Raw genomic sequence first — 14,720 nt, 5'->3', positions numbered from 1 at the left:
ACAAGGGCTCTAAAGCTAAAACGATTGCCAGAAACGGACTTTCGTTTTTCCAGGTGAGCGGCAGTATAGTCCGTCTACCCGTCGTAAAAAGCTTCTAAAAATCGATCTCAACACCCGGCAGGTTCAGCTCTTTCATCATGTCGCGCAATTCCTGACGTGCTGCGATGTTCGAAATGTTCAGCTGTTTGATCCCGATATCCTTGAGGTCCAATAGGGTCAGCCCGCGCGGGAACAGCTCTCGGAAAATAACGCGTTCGGAAAAGCCCGAAGCAACCCGGAAGCCGATCCGCTGCGACAGCATCTCGATCGCGCGCTGCATCTTTTCCTTGTTGACCATGCGTTGGGTACCGACGCGGTTGCGCACAACGACCCAGTCGATGGGCTTCAGGCCGGCTTGCGCGCGCAGCTGGCGTGCGTTCCAGACCATCTCGGAATAGACCGACGGGCCCAGAATATTCTCACCCTTTGAATCGATGCGTGCCAGCAGGTCAAAATCGATAAAACTGTCGTTCAGGGGAGTGATCAGCGTATCAGCCAGCGAATGCGCCACCTGGCTGAGACGGGTATGAGAGCCGGGGCAGTCGATCAGGATGAAATCGCTATCGCTTTCCAGCTCGGACACGGCCGCTGAGAGGCGGTGGTCATAGATGTTTTCTCCCGGTTTCAGCGTGCTTGCATCAATCTCGGGCAGGTCATGGTGGCGGGGGCTGGGAAGGGTCAGGTCCGCGCTTTTCAGAAAGCTATTCCGGTTCTCGAAATACCGTCCCAAGCTGCGTTGCCGCAGGTCCAGATCCAGGGTGCTGACCTTGTGACCCAGGCGGGCGAGTGCGGTGGCCACATGCATGGACACAGTCGATTTGCCCGCGCCGCCCTTCTCGTTCCCCACTACGATAATATGTGCCATGCCTGTATTCCCAAGTCTCACCGTGTTTGCGTACACGTTGTTGCAGGCCACTATATGTTGTGGAAAGCGGGAAGGGAAGAACCCGAAGCAATGTATGGCGGCATAAAAAGGCGGTGTTGCGGAAATCTCAGCCTGCCCACAGACCGCTGACTTGCGAAAGCCAGGACTATGTTTCAATCTCCAGGCTTAAGGACTGTGAGAAAGACATGGCTTGGAGCATCTGTTTCTGAACGTACTGAATGTGGTGCTGCCGGTGCTGATCTGTGCCGGGGCTGGGTATGTACTGGCGTTGACCAAAACGCCCTTTGACAACAAGGTAATTGGCGCGATCGTTTCGCGGGTTGGATATCCCACACTGATCATCTCTCATCTGTCGGCCACAAAGATCGCTGTTGGAACGTTTCTGGACGTGATGGCCGCTGCGGTTTTGGCGATTGCCGGGTTTGGTGTTCTGGGATTTGCGGCGCTGAAGGTTATGCGCCTACCGGCGCGGGCCTTTCTGACGCCTCTGATGCATGGGAATGTGGGCAATATCGGATTGCCAATCACCTTGCTTGCGTTAGGCGATGCGGGGATGGCCTATACGATGGCTTTTGTAGTGGTCGTTCTTGTCAGCATCTTCACTGTAGGGATGTGGATACCAGCCAAAGAGTTTTCGCCCAGAAAGCTCGCCACCTCGCCGATCATATATGCGGTGGTCCTATCGCTGGTGCTGATGGCCAGCGGCTATAGCCTGCCTCAGCCTGTTGCGAAGTCATTCGATATCCTGGGTGGGCTTTCCATCCCGCTGATGCTGCTGACATTGGGCCACACATTGGCCAGCCTTCGGGTCAACCGCCTTGGGCGTGCGGTGACGCTGACCGCTTTGCACCTGGTGATGGCAGTTGCAATCGCCAGCGGGTTGGTCTGGACCTTCGGCTTTACAGGCGCTGAGCGCGGCGCGGTGATCCTGTGCTGTTTGATGCCGTCATCGGTGGCGACCTATTTGTTCATAGACCAGCATGTGCCGGAATACGGCCCCGATGTTGCCGGGTTCATACTGGTTTCGACGCTGACAACGATCATCGCTTTGCCGCTGGCACTGTCATACTGGATCTAAAGCTAGGCGGCTTGCACATTCCTGTTAAACTATCGTTGTGACGATCCAAAACCGCCACCCGTATTTAAGGACGTATTTGATGTTAAAAGCGAATTCATCTGATGCTGGCGCACGCGTTGTATTGGTCATGACGGCGATTTGCATGGTTGTTGTTGGCTTCAATTCCACGGCGGTCGCGACCATCCTGCCTGATCTCAAAAATGAGTTCGATCTGTCGCCTTCGGGCCTGCAATGGGTCATGGCCATCTATACCGTGGTCAGTGCCACGCTGGTGACGATTATCAGTCGGCTGGGTGATATCACGGGCAAGCTGGGCGTGTTTCTGGTTGGCATGATCGTTTTTGCCATAGGCTCTGCCTCGGCCTTGTTCGCGCAGGACGGGGCGATGATGCTGTTTGGCCGTGGGGCGCAGGGGGCAGGGGCCGCAGCGCTGTTTGGCACGTCGTTGCCCTTGTTGACTGCAGCGACCCCGGAGGAAAAACGCGCCAGCGTTACCGGAGCATGGGGCGCCATCGTCGGACTGTCGATCGGGATCGGCCCTATCCTTGGCGGCGCATTCGCCCATTACATCAGTTGGAGAGCCGTATTCGCCACCGATCTGATCCTGCTGACCACCGCGTTTATCATTGGCTTGACCGTGAGAAAGCGGAACTATGTACCGAACACGCGACTGGCCGGTGCCCGGTTCGATTATCTCGGCGCTGTGGCTCTTGTGCTGTTTCTGGGGCCGCTGTCATTTGCCCTGAGCAATGGGGAAAGTGGAGGATGGCAGGCACCGTTGACGCTGGTGCCGTTGGGTGTGGCCATGCTGGCCATGGTCGGCCTTGTGCTGGCTTCGCGCCGCAGTGAAGATCCGTTGGTCGAGCTGCGCTATTTCCTTCATCCGCGCTATTTCATGGCGGCAGCGGGGATGTTCCTTACCGGCTTTATGCTGTTTGGTTTTTTCGTCTACTTCAACACATTCGTCCAATCGCCTGATGCATTCGGATACACGTCTATCGGGGCTGGGCTTGCGATTATGCCGTTGAGCCTAAGCATGTTCGCGATCTCGGTCATCGCTCCTCGATTTCTTGCGCCCTACAGCTTTCAATGGCCTGTTGTGATCGGGCTGGGCGCAATGGCCGCTGGGTTTTTGTTGCTGACCACGATTACAGTTCCCACTCAATATGCGCAGATCTGGTGGAAGTTGATGATCGTCGGCATTGGTCTTGGTATCTGTTTCTCGCTGCTACCGCGTCTTGGGTTGCGGCTTTTGCCTGATGAGCATGTGGGGCAAGGCTCAGGTGTAATCAATGCCTGCCTCTATTTCGGGGCTACGTTGGGGGCTGTGGTCTGCGGGCTTGCCGAAGCCATCACCTCTCGTCGGGGTCTTACCGAAGTGATCGACGCGTTACCGGCCGGCTCGGCCCCCCGTGATGATCTGGCTCATGCGCTGACCCACGGAACGCCCAGTCAAATCCAGCAACTGATTGCCGGCATGGATCCGACGTCGGGAAGTGCTCTGTCAAATGCTTTGCGCGACCTGCAGGACAACGCTTTTGACAGCGCCATGATGGTGACGGCGATTGCGGCGCTGATCGGCGTGACGCTGGGGTTGATGTTGCTGCGCGGCCCTGTGCCCCCGGTGCACAGCGCGGCGGATCTGACACGCGCGAAGAATTCCTGAGGGATTGATCCTGACGCGTTTCTTGCCAGGGCGGTGTCAGAGGTTTCGGGTAAAACGAAAAAGGCCGCCCAGAGGGGCGGCCTTTCGCATTCGAAACGGGTCAGGCTTAGAAGCCCAAACCTTCGTATTTCTTTTTGAACTTCGACACACGGCCACCGGCGTCCATCAGACGCGCGCCGCCACCGGTCCATGCGGGGTGCACGGAGGGGTCGATTTCCAGAGCCAGCTGATCGCCTTCGGAGCCCCAGGTGGATTTCATCTGAACTATGGTGCCATCGGTCATTTTGACGTCGATGACGTGATAATCGGGATGGATGTCTTTTTTCATCTTTCCGTTCCTTACGCTTCGGCGCCAGCTTTGGGCTTGTAGTTGGTGACCTCTGCGATACGTGCGGATTTACCGCGACGAGTGCGCAGATAATACAGTTTGGCGCGACGAACGCGGCCACGGCGGACAACGGAGATGCTGTCGATATTGGTTGAATACAGCGGGAACACACGCTCCACGCCTTCACCAAAGGAAATCTTACGCACGGTGAACGCACCGGCGATGGTGTTGCCACCTTTACGGGCGATGCAGACGCCTTCGTAGTTCTGAACACGGGTGCGCGACCCTTCGGTCACTTTAAAGCCGACACGAATGGTGTCACCGGCTTTGAAATCGGGGATGTCTTTCCCCAGGGCGGCAATCTGTTCCGCCTCAAGCTGTGCGATCAGGTCCATCGCAGGTTCTCCTATCTGCTCGTGGTTGGTCCACGAAGTTTGGGCACGGCCTGAGAGCTCTTGGTCTTCACCGGGTCCTGCGTACAGCCCGCCAGAGGTCAGATCGAATGTTCACTTGGTCTCTGGCCTGCCCGCCGCGCCGTGGCTGAAGAAAGCCGGGCGTCACGACATGATGCAAACCAAAACACCGGAGTCGCGAAGTTGCGGCACCGGATTGCGGTCATTTACGGGCATCGGGGGCAGGGATCAAGCCTAAATCGCCATGCAAGGCGGGGAAAACGGTGGGTTTCCGCCGCACGCAAACAGAACCATTGCCTTGCGGGGCTGATCAGGCAAACTGGACGTAATTATAAGAGCAGTCATTTGATACAGGATTAGATCATGCGCACCGCATTGATGCTCGCCGTCATGGCCTTTGCGACCCTGTCCTGCGGTCGCAGCAGCCCGCCGCCGCAACTGGTCGAGGCCCAGTCGTTTCCAGATGCTACGCCGCCCTCTGTGATCTTCCCAGCCTTTGCAGATGCAGACCCCCACGAATGGGAAGGGAGACATCCGGGGCATTACCCGGTGCACGGGCTGGACGTATCGCGCTGGCAAGGAGCGATAGACTGGCGCACCGCCAAGCAGTCCGGCGTTAGTTTCGTCTTTATCAAAGCGACCGAAGGGGGCGATGTCGCCGACCCCATGTTTGCCAGCCATCGGCAAGGTGCGCAGGCTGCGGGCGTGCCGTGGGGGGCATATCATTACTACTATTTCTGCCGGTCGGCGCGGGAACAGGCCCGCTGGTTCATCCAGAACGTACCCAAGGGATCGGATCTGCCACATGTGCTGGACATGGAGTGGACCCCGCATTCTAAGACCTGCACCTTGCGCCCCGATGGTGCGACGGTCCGGGCCGAGGCTCAACAGTTCCTGGATATCCTCGAACGCCACTATGGGCGCCGTCCGATCGTCTATACGACGGTGGATTTCTATGGTGATACGAATATCGGGCGGCTGCCCAAGACTGAGTTCTGGTTGCGTTCGGTCGCCGGTCATCCGCGAAATGTGTATCCCAAAGCGGTGTGGCGGCTCTGGCAATACACCGGCACCGGGCTGGTGCCCGGTGTTCAGGGGAGGGTTGATATCAATGTCTTCAACGGGCCACCGGAAATCTGGGCGCGCTGGAAATCTGGTAGCCCTTAGACTTTGGGCACCCCATAGGTTTCGATGGTGTCGCCCACGACGAAGTGATCAAGCCTGCATTCGCGCTTTTCCCCCCCGAATAATTCTGCAACCGGGACCGCTCAGCTGCGGGGCTCATGTCACACGGGGGATGTCAGTCAGACGTCTCTTCCCGTTCACTCAGATAGGCCTCCCACAGATCGGGTCGCCGTTCGCGGGTGATCTGTTCGGACATATCGTGACGCCATTCGGCGATGCGACCATGATGGCCTGACATCAAAATCTCGGGGATTGGGCGGCCTTTCCATTCGGCCGGGCGGGTGTACTGGGGGTGCTCCAGCAGGCCCGACGAAAAACTCTCTTCTTCGGCCGAGGCCTGATTGCCCAGAACGCCGGGGATCAGACGCACCGTGGCGTCGATCAGCGCTTGCGCGGCAATCTCGCCTCCGGTCATCACGAAATCCCCCAGCGAGACCTCTTGGACGCCGTAATGCTCCAGCACCCGTTCATCAACACCTTCAAACCGCCCACATAGCAGGGTCATGCCATCACAGCGCGCGAGGTTCTGCATCATGCGCTGGTCCATGCGGCGACCGCGCGGGCTAAGGTAGATCAGAGGCCAGTTTCCTTGCGCCTCGGTCATCGTGTGCTCGATTGCTTCGCCCAATACATCAGAGCGCAACACCATCCCCGCTCCGCCGCCGGCCGGGGTGTCGTCCACATTGCGATGCTTGCCGACACCGAACTGACGCAGGTCAACGGTTTCCAGCTGCCACAACCCTTCTTGCAGGGCTTTTCCAGTCAGGCTTTCGCCAAGAACTCCGGGAAAGGCCGACGGAAACAAGGTGATGATCTTGGCCTTCCACACCCCATGCAAATCGGGCGTGGGCGTAAGCAGTTCGCGCGGTTTCAGCGTAGGACGGATCGCCTTGCGACCATGAGATTTCGGGGACGTATCAGTCATGATGTACCAATCAGGTCTGTCTGCGCGCGTTCAATCACGGCAGTCTTTTGCGCAACCAGAGCCGCTTCTTCCAGGCGCGAACGGTTCAGTTCCAGCAACTCGGACAGGACGTCTTCGGGGAGCCGGGTATTGACCTGAGTCGGAGGCACCAGAAGGTTGGCCTTTTCACGCGACAGGTCCATAAATTCGGCAAAGGGGTCGCCAGGTCCAAGCCGTCGCAGTTGCAAATCTTCCAGCCATTCAGTCGTAACAGAGACGGAAGGCAGCTTTTCCTTGATGCGGCTGACGGTGTCTTGCAGCGGGGGCAGGTGGTCCAGGTTGTCGCGAAAGGTTTCAAAGTCAAAAACCTGTCGCATCCGTTCCAGATCATGTGCCCACAGGCTGCGCAACCAGCCTCCGCGCTGGCGCAGAGACAGGTATATTGTGATCTCAACCTCTTGCCCTGAAAATCGCTGGCGAATTGAATCCACCAGACAGGCAGCCAGATCGGGGGCCGCAGCATAGCCTTGGTCGATATTGCGGCTGGGCCTGAGGCCGGCGAAGTTTTCTTCGCTCAGGATCAGTCCCCGCTTGTCGCCGAAATCCAGGCTGTCCAGAAATTCGCGCAGCTGACTGCCAAACTCGGAGAGGGTTCCCACTGTTCCATAGACGGAATGGTTGGTGGCCGCGCGGGACAGGCCGGAATTGCGGGTGCGATACGGTAGGACCAGCGCAAAATGCGGCCAAATCAGCTCGCGATTTTCATAGAGGAAGGATTGTGCTGCTGTTGTGCCAGTTTTGTGCAGGCCCAGATGCAGCAGGACCCGACGCATCAGATCAGCCCTTCGGGCGGGTCGGCGACGATGCGGCCCTGTTCCAGATCAACTGTAGGAACCGACTCGAGTGTGAACGGTAGCAAAACAGTGGAATTCAGGCCCGGCCCGTGCAATTCCAACAGGTCCGCCGCACCGTGGTTCTGGACAGATTTAACCTGACCCAGCAACGCGCCCCCTGTGTCATAGACCGCAAGTCCGATTAGATCTGTGTGGTAGAACTCGTCATCAGGTAGCGAAGGCAACTGATCGCGCCGCGCAAACAGGCGCAGCCCCTTCAGGTCATCTGCCTGTTCCTTGGTTTCAACTCCGCCCAATCTGGCGGCAAAGCCATTCTTGATCGGACGAGTCAGGACAAGCGGATAGCGTTTCGCGCCCTGTTCATCCGTCAGCGGCGAATAGGCTTCGATATCCTCAGGGATCGCGCAATGGCTTTTCAGGCGCACTTCGCCGCGCACCCCGTATGAGCCCGCAACACTTCCTACGCAGATCAGGTCATTCATTTGGTCCATCCACCGTCACACATAGCCCGTCTTGCCATAACCCGCGTGCCTCACACGCTTCGCGCTGGTTCGAGCGTTCGAAAAACACGCCCACAATAAAGGCGATCATCAACAGGATAGGAAGCCGTAATAGTCCGAACATACGTCTATCGTACCTCCACAAGCAGGTTGTCGTCGCGGAATTCCCAGCCAGATTGCTGCAACTCGGGGGTTTCCGAGTGCTCTTCGGGCCATCCGACACAGAAGTAACCGATCAACCGCCAGCTATCCGACACATTCAGATCACGCGCCATTCGTTCGGGGTCCAGAATAGACACCCATCCCAACCCCATCCCTTCGGTCCGCAAGGCAAGCCAGAACAGGGTGACTGCCGAGACCACGGAATAGCGCCGCATCTCGGGCATCGAACCTGCACCCAAACCGCGCCCCTTGTCGGTGGAATCGTCGCAGAACACGGCCAGCTGCACCGGTGCTTCCTGCATTCCCGTCAGTTTCAGCTGACTGTAGAGCCGCGCATTGTCGCCCGAGTATCCCTTTAGGGCCTGGGCATTCGCCGCCTGAAAGTTCTTAAGCGCAGCCTCACGCGCGGGGGTACTTTCGACTCGGACCACACGCCAAGGCTCGCTGAGCCCAACAGACGGCGCCAGTCGAAATGCGTCGAGGCAGCGCGTCAGCACTGCCTCGTCCACAGCATCGTCGCGAAACCGGCGCACATCGCGCCGGAGCCGCAACAACAGATCGAACTGCGCGCGAAAATCGTCGGTAAAGGTCTGATCCCGCACGCGCCGCCCTGCTTACTCTTCTGCTGCTGCTTCTTCAGCAGGCGCAGCAGCAGCTTCGGCAGCTTCAGCGGCCTTTGCAGCTTTTTCTTCCGCGCGCTCCTGAGCTTTCTTGCCCGGGGTACCCTTGTTGGGGTTGCTACGCTCAGCTTTTTCCTTGGCGCCGGCTGCTTCCAGCATGCGGGCGATCCGGTCGGTGGGCTGGGCGCCCTGGTCCAGCCAGTACTGGATGCGCTCCATGTCCATTTTAACGCGCTCTTCGTTGTCTTTCGGCAGCAGCGGGTTGTAGGTGCCCAGCTTTTCGATGAAACGGCCGTCGCGCGGCATGCGGCTGTCGGCAGCCACGATGCGGTAGAAGGGACGCTTTTTCGAGCCGCCGCGGGCGAGACGAATTTTCATTGCCATGGTGGTATCTCCTTTAGATGGCGTGTGCCGGGAACGGCCCGGTCAATTCTGGTGTTTCTTATGGTGTCGGATGACTTCCTGAATGATGAAATTCAGAAAAGCCTTGGCGAAATCGGGGTCAAGATCGGCCTCTTTCGCCAGGTCTTCTAACCGTGCGATCTGCGCAGCTTCGCGCGTGGGATCGGACGGGGGAAGGTCGTGTGCCGCTTTCAGTTTGCCAACGGCTTGTGTGTGCTTGAACCGCTCGCCCAGTGTGTAAACCAGAATCGCGTCCAAGCGATCGATGCTTTCGCGGTGGTCCTTGAGCAACGCGGCAGCCTGAGTCACGGGATTGGTCATTGGCCGGTCCTTTCGGTGGTCAAAGCAGGTTCGGATAAATCGAGCGTGGGATGGCGCCAGACCTGGCAGGGCTTGCCCATCACTTCGCCTTCGCGCTCGAAGCTGGCCCCCATACGCTCGGCCAAGGCACGAGAGCGCGTGTTTTCATGCGCGATATAGCTGATGACGCCATTCAAACCCTGTTGGCGCGCAGCATAGTCGCGAGCTGCAAGGGCTGCCTCGAAAGCCAGACCTTTGCCTTCCGCCCCGTCCATCAGGGTCCAGCCGAGTTCGGGTTCGTCCCAGCCAGGTACATCAATGATGCCAACCGCGCCAACAAAGCGACCGCTGGAATTCTCGGTCAGATGCCAAAGGCCGTAGCCTTTCAGCGCCCAGTGACCCAGACGCGTTGCCAGAGAGCTCCAGCTGCCCACCTGATCCCGCGGACCGCCAACCATATGGCTGCGCTCGGATGCATAGAAGGCAGTCAACTCAGGCAAGTCATCCGCATGCGGGGCCCGCAGAACAAGGCGTTCAGTTTCGATGATCGGGATGGAGAACGTCGTCATGCGTATGCCTCCACTCCACCGTTCTCAAGGTCTGATGGAGCCGGATGCCGCCAAACCTGCATCTCGCCATAGGCCGGGTGTTTATAGATGCTGTCAAACCGCGCACCCAATCGATCGGCCACGGCTCTGCTCGCCAGATTGTCGGGGTCGATCAGAGAAATAGCAGTATCCCAGCCCAGTACGTCATAGGCATATGTCCGTGCTGCGAGCGCCGCCTCGGTCGCGTATCCTTTGCCTGTTGCGCTGCTCATCAGTGTCCAGCCGATTTCCGGCTCAGGCCAGCTATGCGGAAACCACAGCCCTACATGGCCGATGTATTTGCCGGCGCCTTTTTCCTCTACCGCCCAATACCCATAGCCGCGAAGGGTCCAGTGACCCAGCAGTAGGGCAAGTGTCCGCCATGTCTCATCCGCACGTTTGGGACCGCCGACGAATTTCGATGCGTCGCTGGCAAAGAATGCTTCCAGCGCGCTGAAATCGTCCTCGCACGGGGCGCGCAGGATCAGGCGTTCGGTTTCAAGCCGGGGGATATGAGGTGCAGCGGCGGTCATTTACTTCTTTTTGCCAAATCCGCTGAGGCCCGGAGGCAGGGCCATGCCTCCGCCCATTCCGGGCATCTTGCCACCCATCGCTTTGGCCGCCTGCTCCAGCGCCTTGGGGTCCATGCCTGCCGCCATGTCTTCTGGCGAGGGGCCGCCTTTACCAAACATGCCCTTCATGGCCTGTTTCAGCATCTTGCCTTTGCCCATCTTGCCCATCTTCTTCATCATGTCCGACATCTGCCGGTGCATCTTGAGCAGCTTGTTGAGGTCGCTGACCTCCATACCCGAACCCGCCGCGATACGTTTCTTGCGGCTGGCTTGCAGCAGTTGCGGGTTGGCGCGTTCACGCTTGGTCATGGATTGGATCAAGGCGATCTGGCGCTTGAGCACCTTGTCATCCATGCCCGATTCTTCGACCTGTTTGGCCATCTTGCCCATGCCGGGCATCATGCCCATCATGCCTTGCATGCCGCCCATCTGGATCATCTGTTCCAGCTGCATCTTCAGGTCGTTCATGTTGAACTGACCTTTGACCATACGCTTCATCATGCGCTCGGTCTGTTCGATCTCCATCGTTTCCTGGGCCTTTTCGACCAGGGCAACGATGTCGCCCATTCCCAGAATACGTCCTGCAATCCGGTCCGGCTCGAACGTCTCAAGCGCGTCCATCTTTTCGCCCAAGCCCACAAAGCGGATCGGTTTGCCGGTGACCGCGCGCATCGACAACGCCGCGCCACCGCGCCCGTCACCATCCATCCGGGTCAGAACCACGCCCGAGATACCGACCTTGGCTTCAAATTCCTCGGCGACCTCAACGGCGACCTGACCGGTCAGACCGTCGACGACCAGCAGGGTTTCGCGCGGGTCGACCGCGTTGCGAACCTGCTCGACCTCGTTCATCAGCACTTCGTCGATGTGCAGACGGCCCGCGGTATCGAGCATATAGACGTCATAACCACCCAGCGTCGCTTGCTGCTTGGCGCGTTTGGCGATGTCGACGGGCTTCTGGCCGGGAACAATCGGCAGCGTATCGACGCCGACCTGCGTGCCCAGAACGGCCAGCTGATCCATCGCCGCCGGGCGATAAACATCCAGCGAGGCCATCAGGACCTTCTTGCCCTCTTTCTCTTTCAGGCGTTTGGCCAGCTTACCGGTGGTTGTCGTCTTACCCGAACCCTGCAAACCGACCATCAGGATCGGGGCAGGCGGGTTGTCGATCTTGAGCGCACCGGGATCATCCTCACCGCGCAGCACGTCAACCAGCGTGTCATGCACGATCTTGACGACCTGCTGGCCGGGGGTGATCGACTTGGTAACAGCCTGACCGGTGGCCTGATCCTGTACCTTCTTGACGAATTCCCGCGCGACCGGCAGCGAGACGTCGGCCTCAAGCAAGGCAACCCGTACTTCGCGCAGGGCGGTCTTGACGTCCTCTTCAGACAGCGCACCCTGTTTGGTCAGCCGGTCAAAGACGCCAGAGAGGCGTTCGGATAGATTTTCAAACATGCCTTCGGCCTCCTATGCCGGTTATCTGGTGGCGCCTCTTAGATAAGAAACACCGGTTAAATGCACAATTGCCCCCACGGGCGTAACACGCTGGTGGGGGGCGATCCCTGAACGACTCAAGGGACCGGAAGATCAGACGCTTCCGGATGTTGGGCAGGGATTTAAGCTGAACGGCTAGCGGTGTCAACCTTGCGCGCGGGAAGCCAGTTATTGACCGCATCAACCAGCCGATGCGCACCACGACCGTTCGAGAACGCTTCGACGATAGGATGACGTCCCGCGCTCATCCCCTTGTCCAATATTAGCACAGGGCGATAGAGGGTGGATGACCCCTTGTCGCTTCTAGATATAGTGCTTTCAATCTCCGCATGGGATAGGTTTGAAAGCACATGCTCGACAGTCTCATAGCCAAAAACCGACTGCCTGCGGATCATAATGCGGTCTTCCTTTCGGTCCAGGATGACCTGAACACGACGGACAAATGCGCAGAATGCTCCAAAACCCATTCCACCGCCGAACAGTGCGAAGAAGATGCCGAACAAGATGCCCTCACCGCCTTCGCTGGCCAAGAACAGGCCTGCGCCGACAAATGCCAGAATGAAGAAGACCAGCATGATGCCGATAAACCAAGGGGTATCGGAAAGGATCAACTGGTTAGAGGAATTGCGCGTCACTTTCATGGCGGCACGCTAGCACCCGTTTTGCGGTTTGTCTCGGCTTGAAATCGTACCCGTGTTGGGCGATGAGCGAGGCAGACAGGAGGTTCCCATGGACGCATCATCCGCTTTTCAAGACACATTGCCGCTCAGTTCCGATGGGCTGTTGGCGCAGCTGGATGCGTGGGGCCTGACCTATAGGCTGCATACCCACATCCCGCTGCGCACGGTTGAGGATGCGAAAGGCGTCGAAGATCAGTTTCTTGTGCCGGGTGAGCGTACCCTGCGCCTCAAGAACCTCTATCTGCGCGATAAGAAAAAGCGGAACTATCTGGTGACGCTGGAACAGAGCCGCGACATCGACCTCAAGGCGCTGGGCGCCGAGCTGGGTGTCGGCAGCCTGTCCTTTGGCTCGGCGGATCGGCTGTTGCAAAACCTCGGCATCCGCCCTGGGGCTGTCAGCCCGCTGGCGATGATCAACGGGGTGCAGAATGATGTACGCTTTTACATGGATGCTGCCGCACAACAGGCCGATGTGATCAACATGCATCCCTTGGTCAACGACCGCACAGTTGCCATATCGCGCGCTGATTTGATGGCCTTCTTCGATCGGATTACATGCGCGGTGAACTGGCTGCCCTGATCAGGGCACTAACGCCTCCTCCAGGGCCGCGGCCACATGTGCAGCGGACGGGTTGATGAACAGATGCCCGTCAGCCTCGAACACAGGGTCGTCCAGATGATCGGGAAAGGCCAGCGGCAGTTCCGTACAGGCCAGAAGGATTGCGGTTCCGTGTTCGGCATGCCGGTTACAAAAGGCCAGCAGGCGCGCACGGGCGCTTTCTGACGCGCCGCCGTAGAAATCACCGTCGATCATCGCTTGCATCTTTGCAATTTCGCTTTCGGGCAGGCGGGCGTTTGCGCTGATGCCAATCTCGCCCAGCTTGTTGGCATAGTGCGTTGCCTGCATCGTTACCGTGGTGCCCAGAACCAGCGCGCGCGTGGCGTCTGTCGAGGCCGTAACCTCGGCGGTTGCATCGAAGATGCTGAGAATGGGCATCGTAACGCCCTGTCGGATTGCATGCAGCCGCGCGTGGGGTGTGTTCGAGGCGATAATCCCAAAGTCACAGCCAGAGGCTTCAAGAGTTAACAAAGCTTCCCGAAATACAGCATCAAATCCGGCCCAACTGGCCTCATCGCCCGCGACGCCACGCAGGGCACGGGTTTTAGCCTGGGTCACGGACTCGATGGTCATGGGTGGGATGGGCAGAGGGGATCCATGTCCGCGCTGGGCGAAAAACCGCCCCGAGCCTTCGGCAATCGCCCGGTAATAATCAACGGTCGAGGCCCAGCCCACGCCGCCCAGAATGCCGATCTTTTTCATTGCGTGCGTCCAGTCTGCCCATTTGGTATCCAGGACAGACTGGACGTTTTCTGAGGTGAAGGTCAATCAGGCTGCCAGTTGCGAAACCGCATTTCGTGCATTGCTGAGAGAACCTTCGGCATCCAGCGCCAACTGGTCGGCGGCGACGATTTCGACGTCATGGATACCGATAAAGCCAAGTACATGCTTGGCATAGGTGGTGGCAAAATCGACATCAGACCCGACAGCTGTGCCACCCGACGCCACGGCTAAAACCGCGCGCTTTCCATCCAACAAGCCTTTTGGACCGCTTTCGGAATACGAAAAGGTCACTCCGACGCGGGCAATCAGGTCGATCCAGGCTTTGAACGCCGCGGGCACCGAGAAATTGTAGATCGGCAGGCCTATGACAAGCGTATCGGCCTGCTGCAGTTCAGTAACCAGCTCGTCAGACAGGGATAATTGGTCCTGTTGCATGGTACTGCGCTGATCGGCAGGGGTGAAATTTGCGCTGACCCAAGCTTCGGTCAGCAGCGGCAGAGGTGTGGCAAGGTCACGGCGAATTATGCGGTCAGCGCCCAGGTGATTGACGATGCGTGCCGACAGGTCACGAGTGGTCGAGCCTTCGCGGCGGGCCGATGCGTCGATATGCAGGATAGTTTTGGTCATGGTTCAATTTCCTTTGGTGTGCAGGATGTGTCTTGGCCCGATATGAGCGTTGCGCGAGCGAACAAAACTCTGGTAAGT

Annotated in this window: 20 protein-coding genes; 4 read left to right on the top strand and 16 right to left on the bottom strand. The window is 58.4% G+C overall.

The features are described from left to right. Positions 1-94: 94 nt before the first annotated feature. Positions 95-904: a division plane positioning ATPase MipZ gene (locus tag AC2FIZ_RS16010; RefSeq protein ID WP_496791320.1), complete on the bottom strand. Its 810-nt coding sequence runs from the start codon at positions 902-904 to the stop codon at positions 95-97. 211 nt (positions 905-1,115) lie between these two features. On the opposite strand from AC2FIZ_RS16010, the gene AC2FIZ_RS16005 reads away from it, so the two are divergent. Together AC2FIZ_RS16005 and AC2FIZ_RS16000 are read left to right on the top strand one after the other, a co-directional pair. After that, positions 1,116-2,003, top strand: a complete 888-nt coding sequence (locus AC2FIZ_RS16005; protein ID WP_281995858.1) for an AEC family transporter — start codon at positions 1,116-1,118, stop codon at positions 2,001-2,003. Between the two features lie 79 nt (positions 2,004-2,082). Beyond that, the gene (locus AC2FIZ_RS16000) at positions 2,083-3,669 is read left to right on the top strand and encodes an MFS transporter (RefSeq protein ID WP_282027904.1); all 1,587 of its coding nucleotides are present in this window, start codon (positions 2,083-2,085) and stop codon (positions 3,667-3,669) included. A gap of 106 nt (positions 3,670-3,775) precedes the next feature. Here the strand turns inward: AC2FIZ_RS16000 and rpmE are convergent, their stop codons facing one another. Together rpmE and rplS are read right to left on the bottom strand one after the other, a co-directional pair. After that, positions 3,776-3,997 (bottom strand): 50S ribosomal protein L31, encoded by a 222-nt coding sequence (rpmE, locus tag AC2FIZ_RS15995; protein WP_142639136.1) that lies wholly within the window; start codon positions 3,995-3,997, stop codon positions 3,776-3,778. Between the two features lie 11 nt (positions 3,998-4,008). Then, the gene (rplS, locus tag AC2FIZ_RS15990; protein ID WP_496791318.1) at positions 4,009-4,392 is read right to left on the bottom strand and encodes a 50S ribosomal protein L19; all 384 of its coding nucleotides are present in this window, start codon (positions 4,390-4,392) and stop codon (positions 4,009-4,011) included. A gap of 381 nt (positions 4,393-4,773) precedes the next feature. On the opposite strand from rplS, the gene AC2FIZ_RS15985 reads away from it, so the two are divergent. After that, entirely contained in the window at positions 4,774-5,577 is an 804-nt protein-coding gene (locus tag AC2FIZ_RS15985) for a glycoside hydrolase family 25 protein (RefSeq protein WP_142639140.1), read from the top strand. Positions 5,578-5,710: 133 nt separating this feature from the next. Here AC2FIZ_RS15985 and trmD read toward each other — a convergent pair whose 3' ends face one another. From trmD to AC2FIZ_RS15930, 11 genes are all read right to left on the bottom strand, one after another. Further along, the gene (trmD, locus tag AC2FIZ_RS15980; protein WP_271951461.1) at positions 5,711-6,520 is read right to left on the bottom strand and encodes a tRNA (guanosine(37)-N1)-methyltransferase TrmD; all 810 of its coding nucleotides are present in this window, start codon (positions 6,518-6,520) and stop codon (positions 5,711-5,713) included. Beyond that, the gene (locus AC2FIZ_RS15975; RefSeq protein ID WP_281995860.1) at positions 6,517-7,332 is read right to left on the bottom strand and encodes a hypothetical protein; all 816 of its coding nucleotides are present in this window, start codon (positions 7,330-7,332) and stop codon (positions 6,517-6,519) included. The genes trmD and AC2FIZ_RS15975 overlap by 4 nt, the downstream gene beginning before the upstream one ends. Continuing rightward, positions 7,332-7,835, bottom strand: a complete 504-nt coding sequence (gene rimM / locus AC2FIZ_RS15970) for a ribosome maturation factor RimM (RefSeq protein ID WP_496791317.1) — start codon at positions 7,833-7,835, stop codon at positions 7,332-7,334. The genes AC2FIZ_RS15975 and rimM overlap by 1 nt, the downstream gene beginning before the upstream one ends. Further along, on the bottom strand, positions 7,828-7,977 hold the full coding sequence (locus AC2FIZ_RS15965) for a hypothetical protein (RefSeq protein WP_185956731.1): 150 nt from the start codon (positions 7,975-7,977) through the stop codon (positions 7,828-7,830). Before AC2FIZ_RS15965 ends, rimM begins: the two co-directional genes overlap by 8 nt. A 4-nt stretch (positions 7,978-7,981) precedes the next feature. Then, on the bottom strand, positions 7,982-8,617 hold the full coding sequence (bluB, locus tag AC2FIZ_RS15960) for a 5,6-dimethylbenzimidazole synthase (protein WP_281973528.1): 636 nt from the start codon (positions 8,615-8,617) through the stop codon (positions 7,982-7,984). A 12-nt stretch (positions 8,618-8,629) separates the two neighbouring features. Continuing rightward, a complete protein-coding gene (rpsP, locus tag AC2FIZ_RS15955; RefSeq protein ID WP_142639148.1) occupies positions 8,630-9,019 on the bottom strand; it encodes a 30S ribosomal protein S16 in 390 nt (129 codons plus the stop codon). Between the two features lie 42 nt (positions 9,020-9,061). Next, positions 9,062-9,358, bottom strand: coding sequence for a chorismate mutase (locus tag AC2FIZ_RS15950; protein ID WP_142639150.1), 297 nt, complete (start codon positions 9,356-9,358; stop codon positions 9,062-9,064). After that, positions 9,355-9,906: a GNAT family N-acetyltransferase gene (locus tag AC2FIZ_RS15945; protein WP_142639152.1), complete on the bottom strand. Its 552-nt coding sequence runs from the start codon at positions 9,904-9,906 to the stop codon at positions 9,355-9,357. Before AC2FIZ_RS15945 ends, AC2FIZ_RS15950 begins: the two co-directional genes overlap by 4 nt. After that, the gene (locus AC2FIZ_RS15940; protein WP_142639154.1) at positions 9,903-10,457 is read right to left on the bottom strand and encodes a GNAT family N-acetyltransferase; all 555 of its coding nucleotides are present in this window, start codon (positions 10,455-10,457) and stop codon (positions 9,903-9,905) included. The genes AC2FIZ_RS15945 and AC2FIZ_RS15940 overlap by 4 nt, the downstream gene beginning before the upstream one ends. Continuing rightward, positions 10,458-11,954, bottom strand: coding sequence for a signal recognition particle protein (gene ffh / locus AC2FIZ_RS15935; protein ID WP_281995861.1), 1,497 nt, complete (start codon positions 11,952-11,954; stop codon positions 10,458-10,460). It lies immediately after the preceding gene. A gap of 161 nt (positions 11,955-12,115) precedes the next feature. Beyond that, positions 12,116-12,634, bottom strand: a complete 519-nt coding sequence (locus AC2FIZ_RS15930; RefSeq protein WP_281995862.1) for a hypothetical protein — start codon at positions 12,632-12,634, stop codon at positions 12,116-12,118. A gap of 88 nt (positions 12,635-12,722) precedes the next feature. Between AC2FIZ_RS15930 and AC2FIZ_RS15925 the strand changes: the two genes are divergently transcribed. Beyond that, complete coding sequence (locus tag AC2FIZ_RS15925; RefSeq protein WP_142639160.1) at positions 12,723-13,253, top strand: prolyl-tRNA synthetase associated domain-containing protein; 531 nt, start codon at positions 12,723-12,725, stop codon at positions 13,251-13,253. Here the strand turns inward: AC2FIZ_RS15925 and AC2FIZ_RS15920 are convergent, their stop codons facing one another. Continuing rightward, positions 13,254-13,994, bottom strand: coding sequence for an aspartate/glutamate racemase family protein (locus AC2FIZ_RS15920; RefSeq protein ID WP_281995886.1), 741 nt, complete (start codon positions 13,992-13,994; stop codon positions 13,254-13,256). Between the two features lie 66 nt (positions 13,995-14,060). Then, entirely contained in the window at positions 14,061-14,642 is a 582-nt protein-coding gene (locus tag AC2FIZ_RS15915; protein ID WP_281973523.1) for an FMN-dependent NADH-azoreductase, read from the bottom strand. Between the last annotated feature and the right edge of the window lie 78 nt (positions 14,643-14,720).

The sequence above is a fragment of the Ruegeria sp. CDSB022 genome (genome assembly GCF_059611145.1).
The sequence above is the reverse complement of the archived record's forward strand: the minus strand, read 5'-3'. Positions and strand labels throughout refer to the sequence as shown.

Coding starts and splice junctions, on each gene's coding strand:
- AC2FIZ_RS16010 (WP_496791320.1), bottom strand. CDS start 904: ATGGCACATATTATCGTAGTGGGGAACGAGAAGGGCGGCGCGGGCAAA.
- AC2FIZ_RS16000 (WP_282027904.1), top strand. CDS start 2,083: ATGTTAAAAGCGAATTCATCTGATGCTGGCGCACGCGTTGTATTGGTC.
- rpmE (WP_142639136.1), bottom strand. CDS start 3,997: ATGAAAAAAGACATCCATCCCGATTATCACGTCATCGACGTCAAAATG.
- rplS (WP_496791318.1), bottom strand. CDS start 4,392: ATGGACCTGATCGCACAGCTTGAGGCGGAACAGATTGCCGCCCTGGGG.
- AC2FIZ_RS15985 (WP_142639140.1), top strand. CDS start 4,774: ATGCGCACCGCATTGATGCTCGCCGTCATGGCCTTTGCGACCCTGTCC.
- trmD (WP_271951461.1), bottom strand. CDS start 6,520: ATGACTGATACGTCCCCGAAATCTCATGGTCGCAAGGCGATCCGTCCT.
- AC2FIZ_RS15975 (WP_281995860.1), bottom strand. CDS start 7,332: ATGCGTCGGGTCCTGCTGCATCTGGGCCTGCACAAAACTGGCACAACA.
- rimM (WP_496791317.1), bottom strand. CDS start 7,835: ATGAATGACCTGATCTGCGTAGGAAGTGTTGCGGGCTCATACGGGGTG.
- AC2FIZ_RS15965 (WP_185956731.1), bottom strand. CDS start 7,977: ATGTTCGGACTATTACGGCTTCCTATCCTGTTGATGATCGCCTTTATT.
- rpsP (WP_142639148.1), bottom strand. CDS start 9,019: ATGGCAATGAAAATTCGTCTCGCCCGCGGCGGCTCGAAAAAGCGTCCC.
- AC2FIZ_RS15950 (WP_142639150.1), bottom strand. CDS start 9,358: ATGACCAATCCCGTGACTCAGGCTGCCGCGTTGCTCAAGGACCACCGC.
- AC2FIZ_RS15945 (WP_142639152.1), bottom strand. CDS start 9,906: ATGACGACGTTCTCCATCCCGATCATCGAAACTGAACGCCTTGTTCTG.
- AC2FIZ_RS15940 (WP_142639154.1), bottom strand. CDS start 10,457: ATGACCGCCGCTGCACCTCATATCCCCCGGCTTGAAACCGAACGCCTG.
- ffh (WP_281995861.1), bottom strand. CDS start 11,954: ATGTTTGAAAATCTATCCGAACGCCTCTCTGGCGTCTTTGACCGGCTG.
- AC2FIZ_RS15930 (WP_281995862.1), bottom strand. CDS start 12,634: ATGAAAGTGACGCGCAATTCCTCTAACCAGTTGATCCTTTCCGATACC.
- AC2FIZ_RS15925 (WP_142639160.1), top strand. CDS start 12,723: ATGGACGCATCATCCGCTTTTCAAGACACATTGCCGCTCAGTTCCGAT.
- AC2FIZ_RS15920 (WP_281995886.1), bottom strand. CDS start 13,994: ATGAAAAAGATCGGCATTCTGGGCGGCGTGGGCTGGGCCTCGACCGTT.
- AC2FIZ_RS15915 (WP_281973523.1), bottom strand. CDS start 14,642: ATGACCAAAACTATCCTGCATATCGACGCATCGGCCCGCCGCGAAGGC.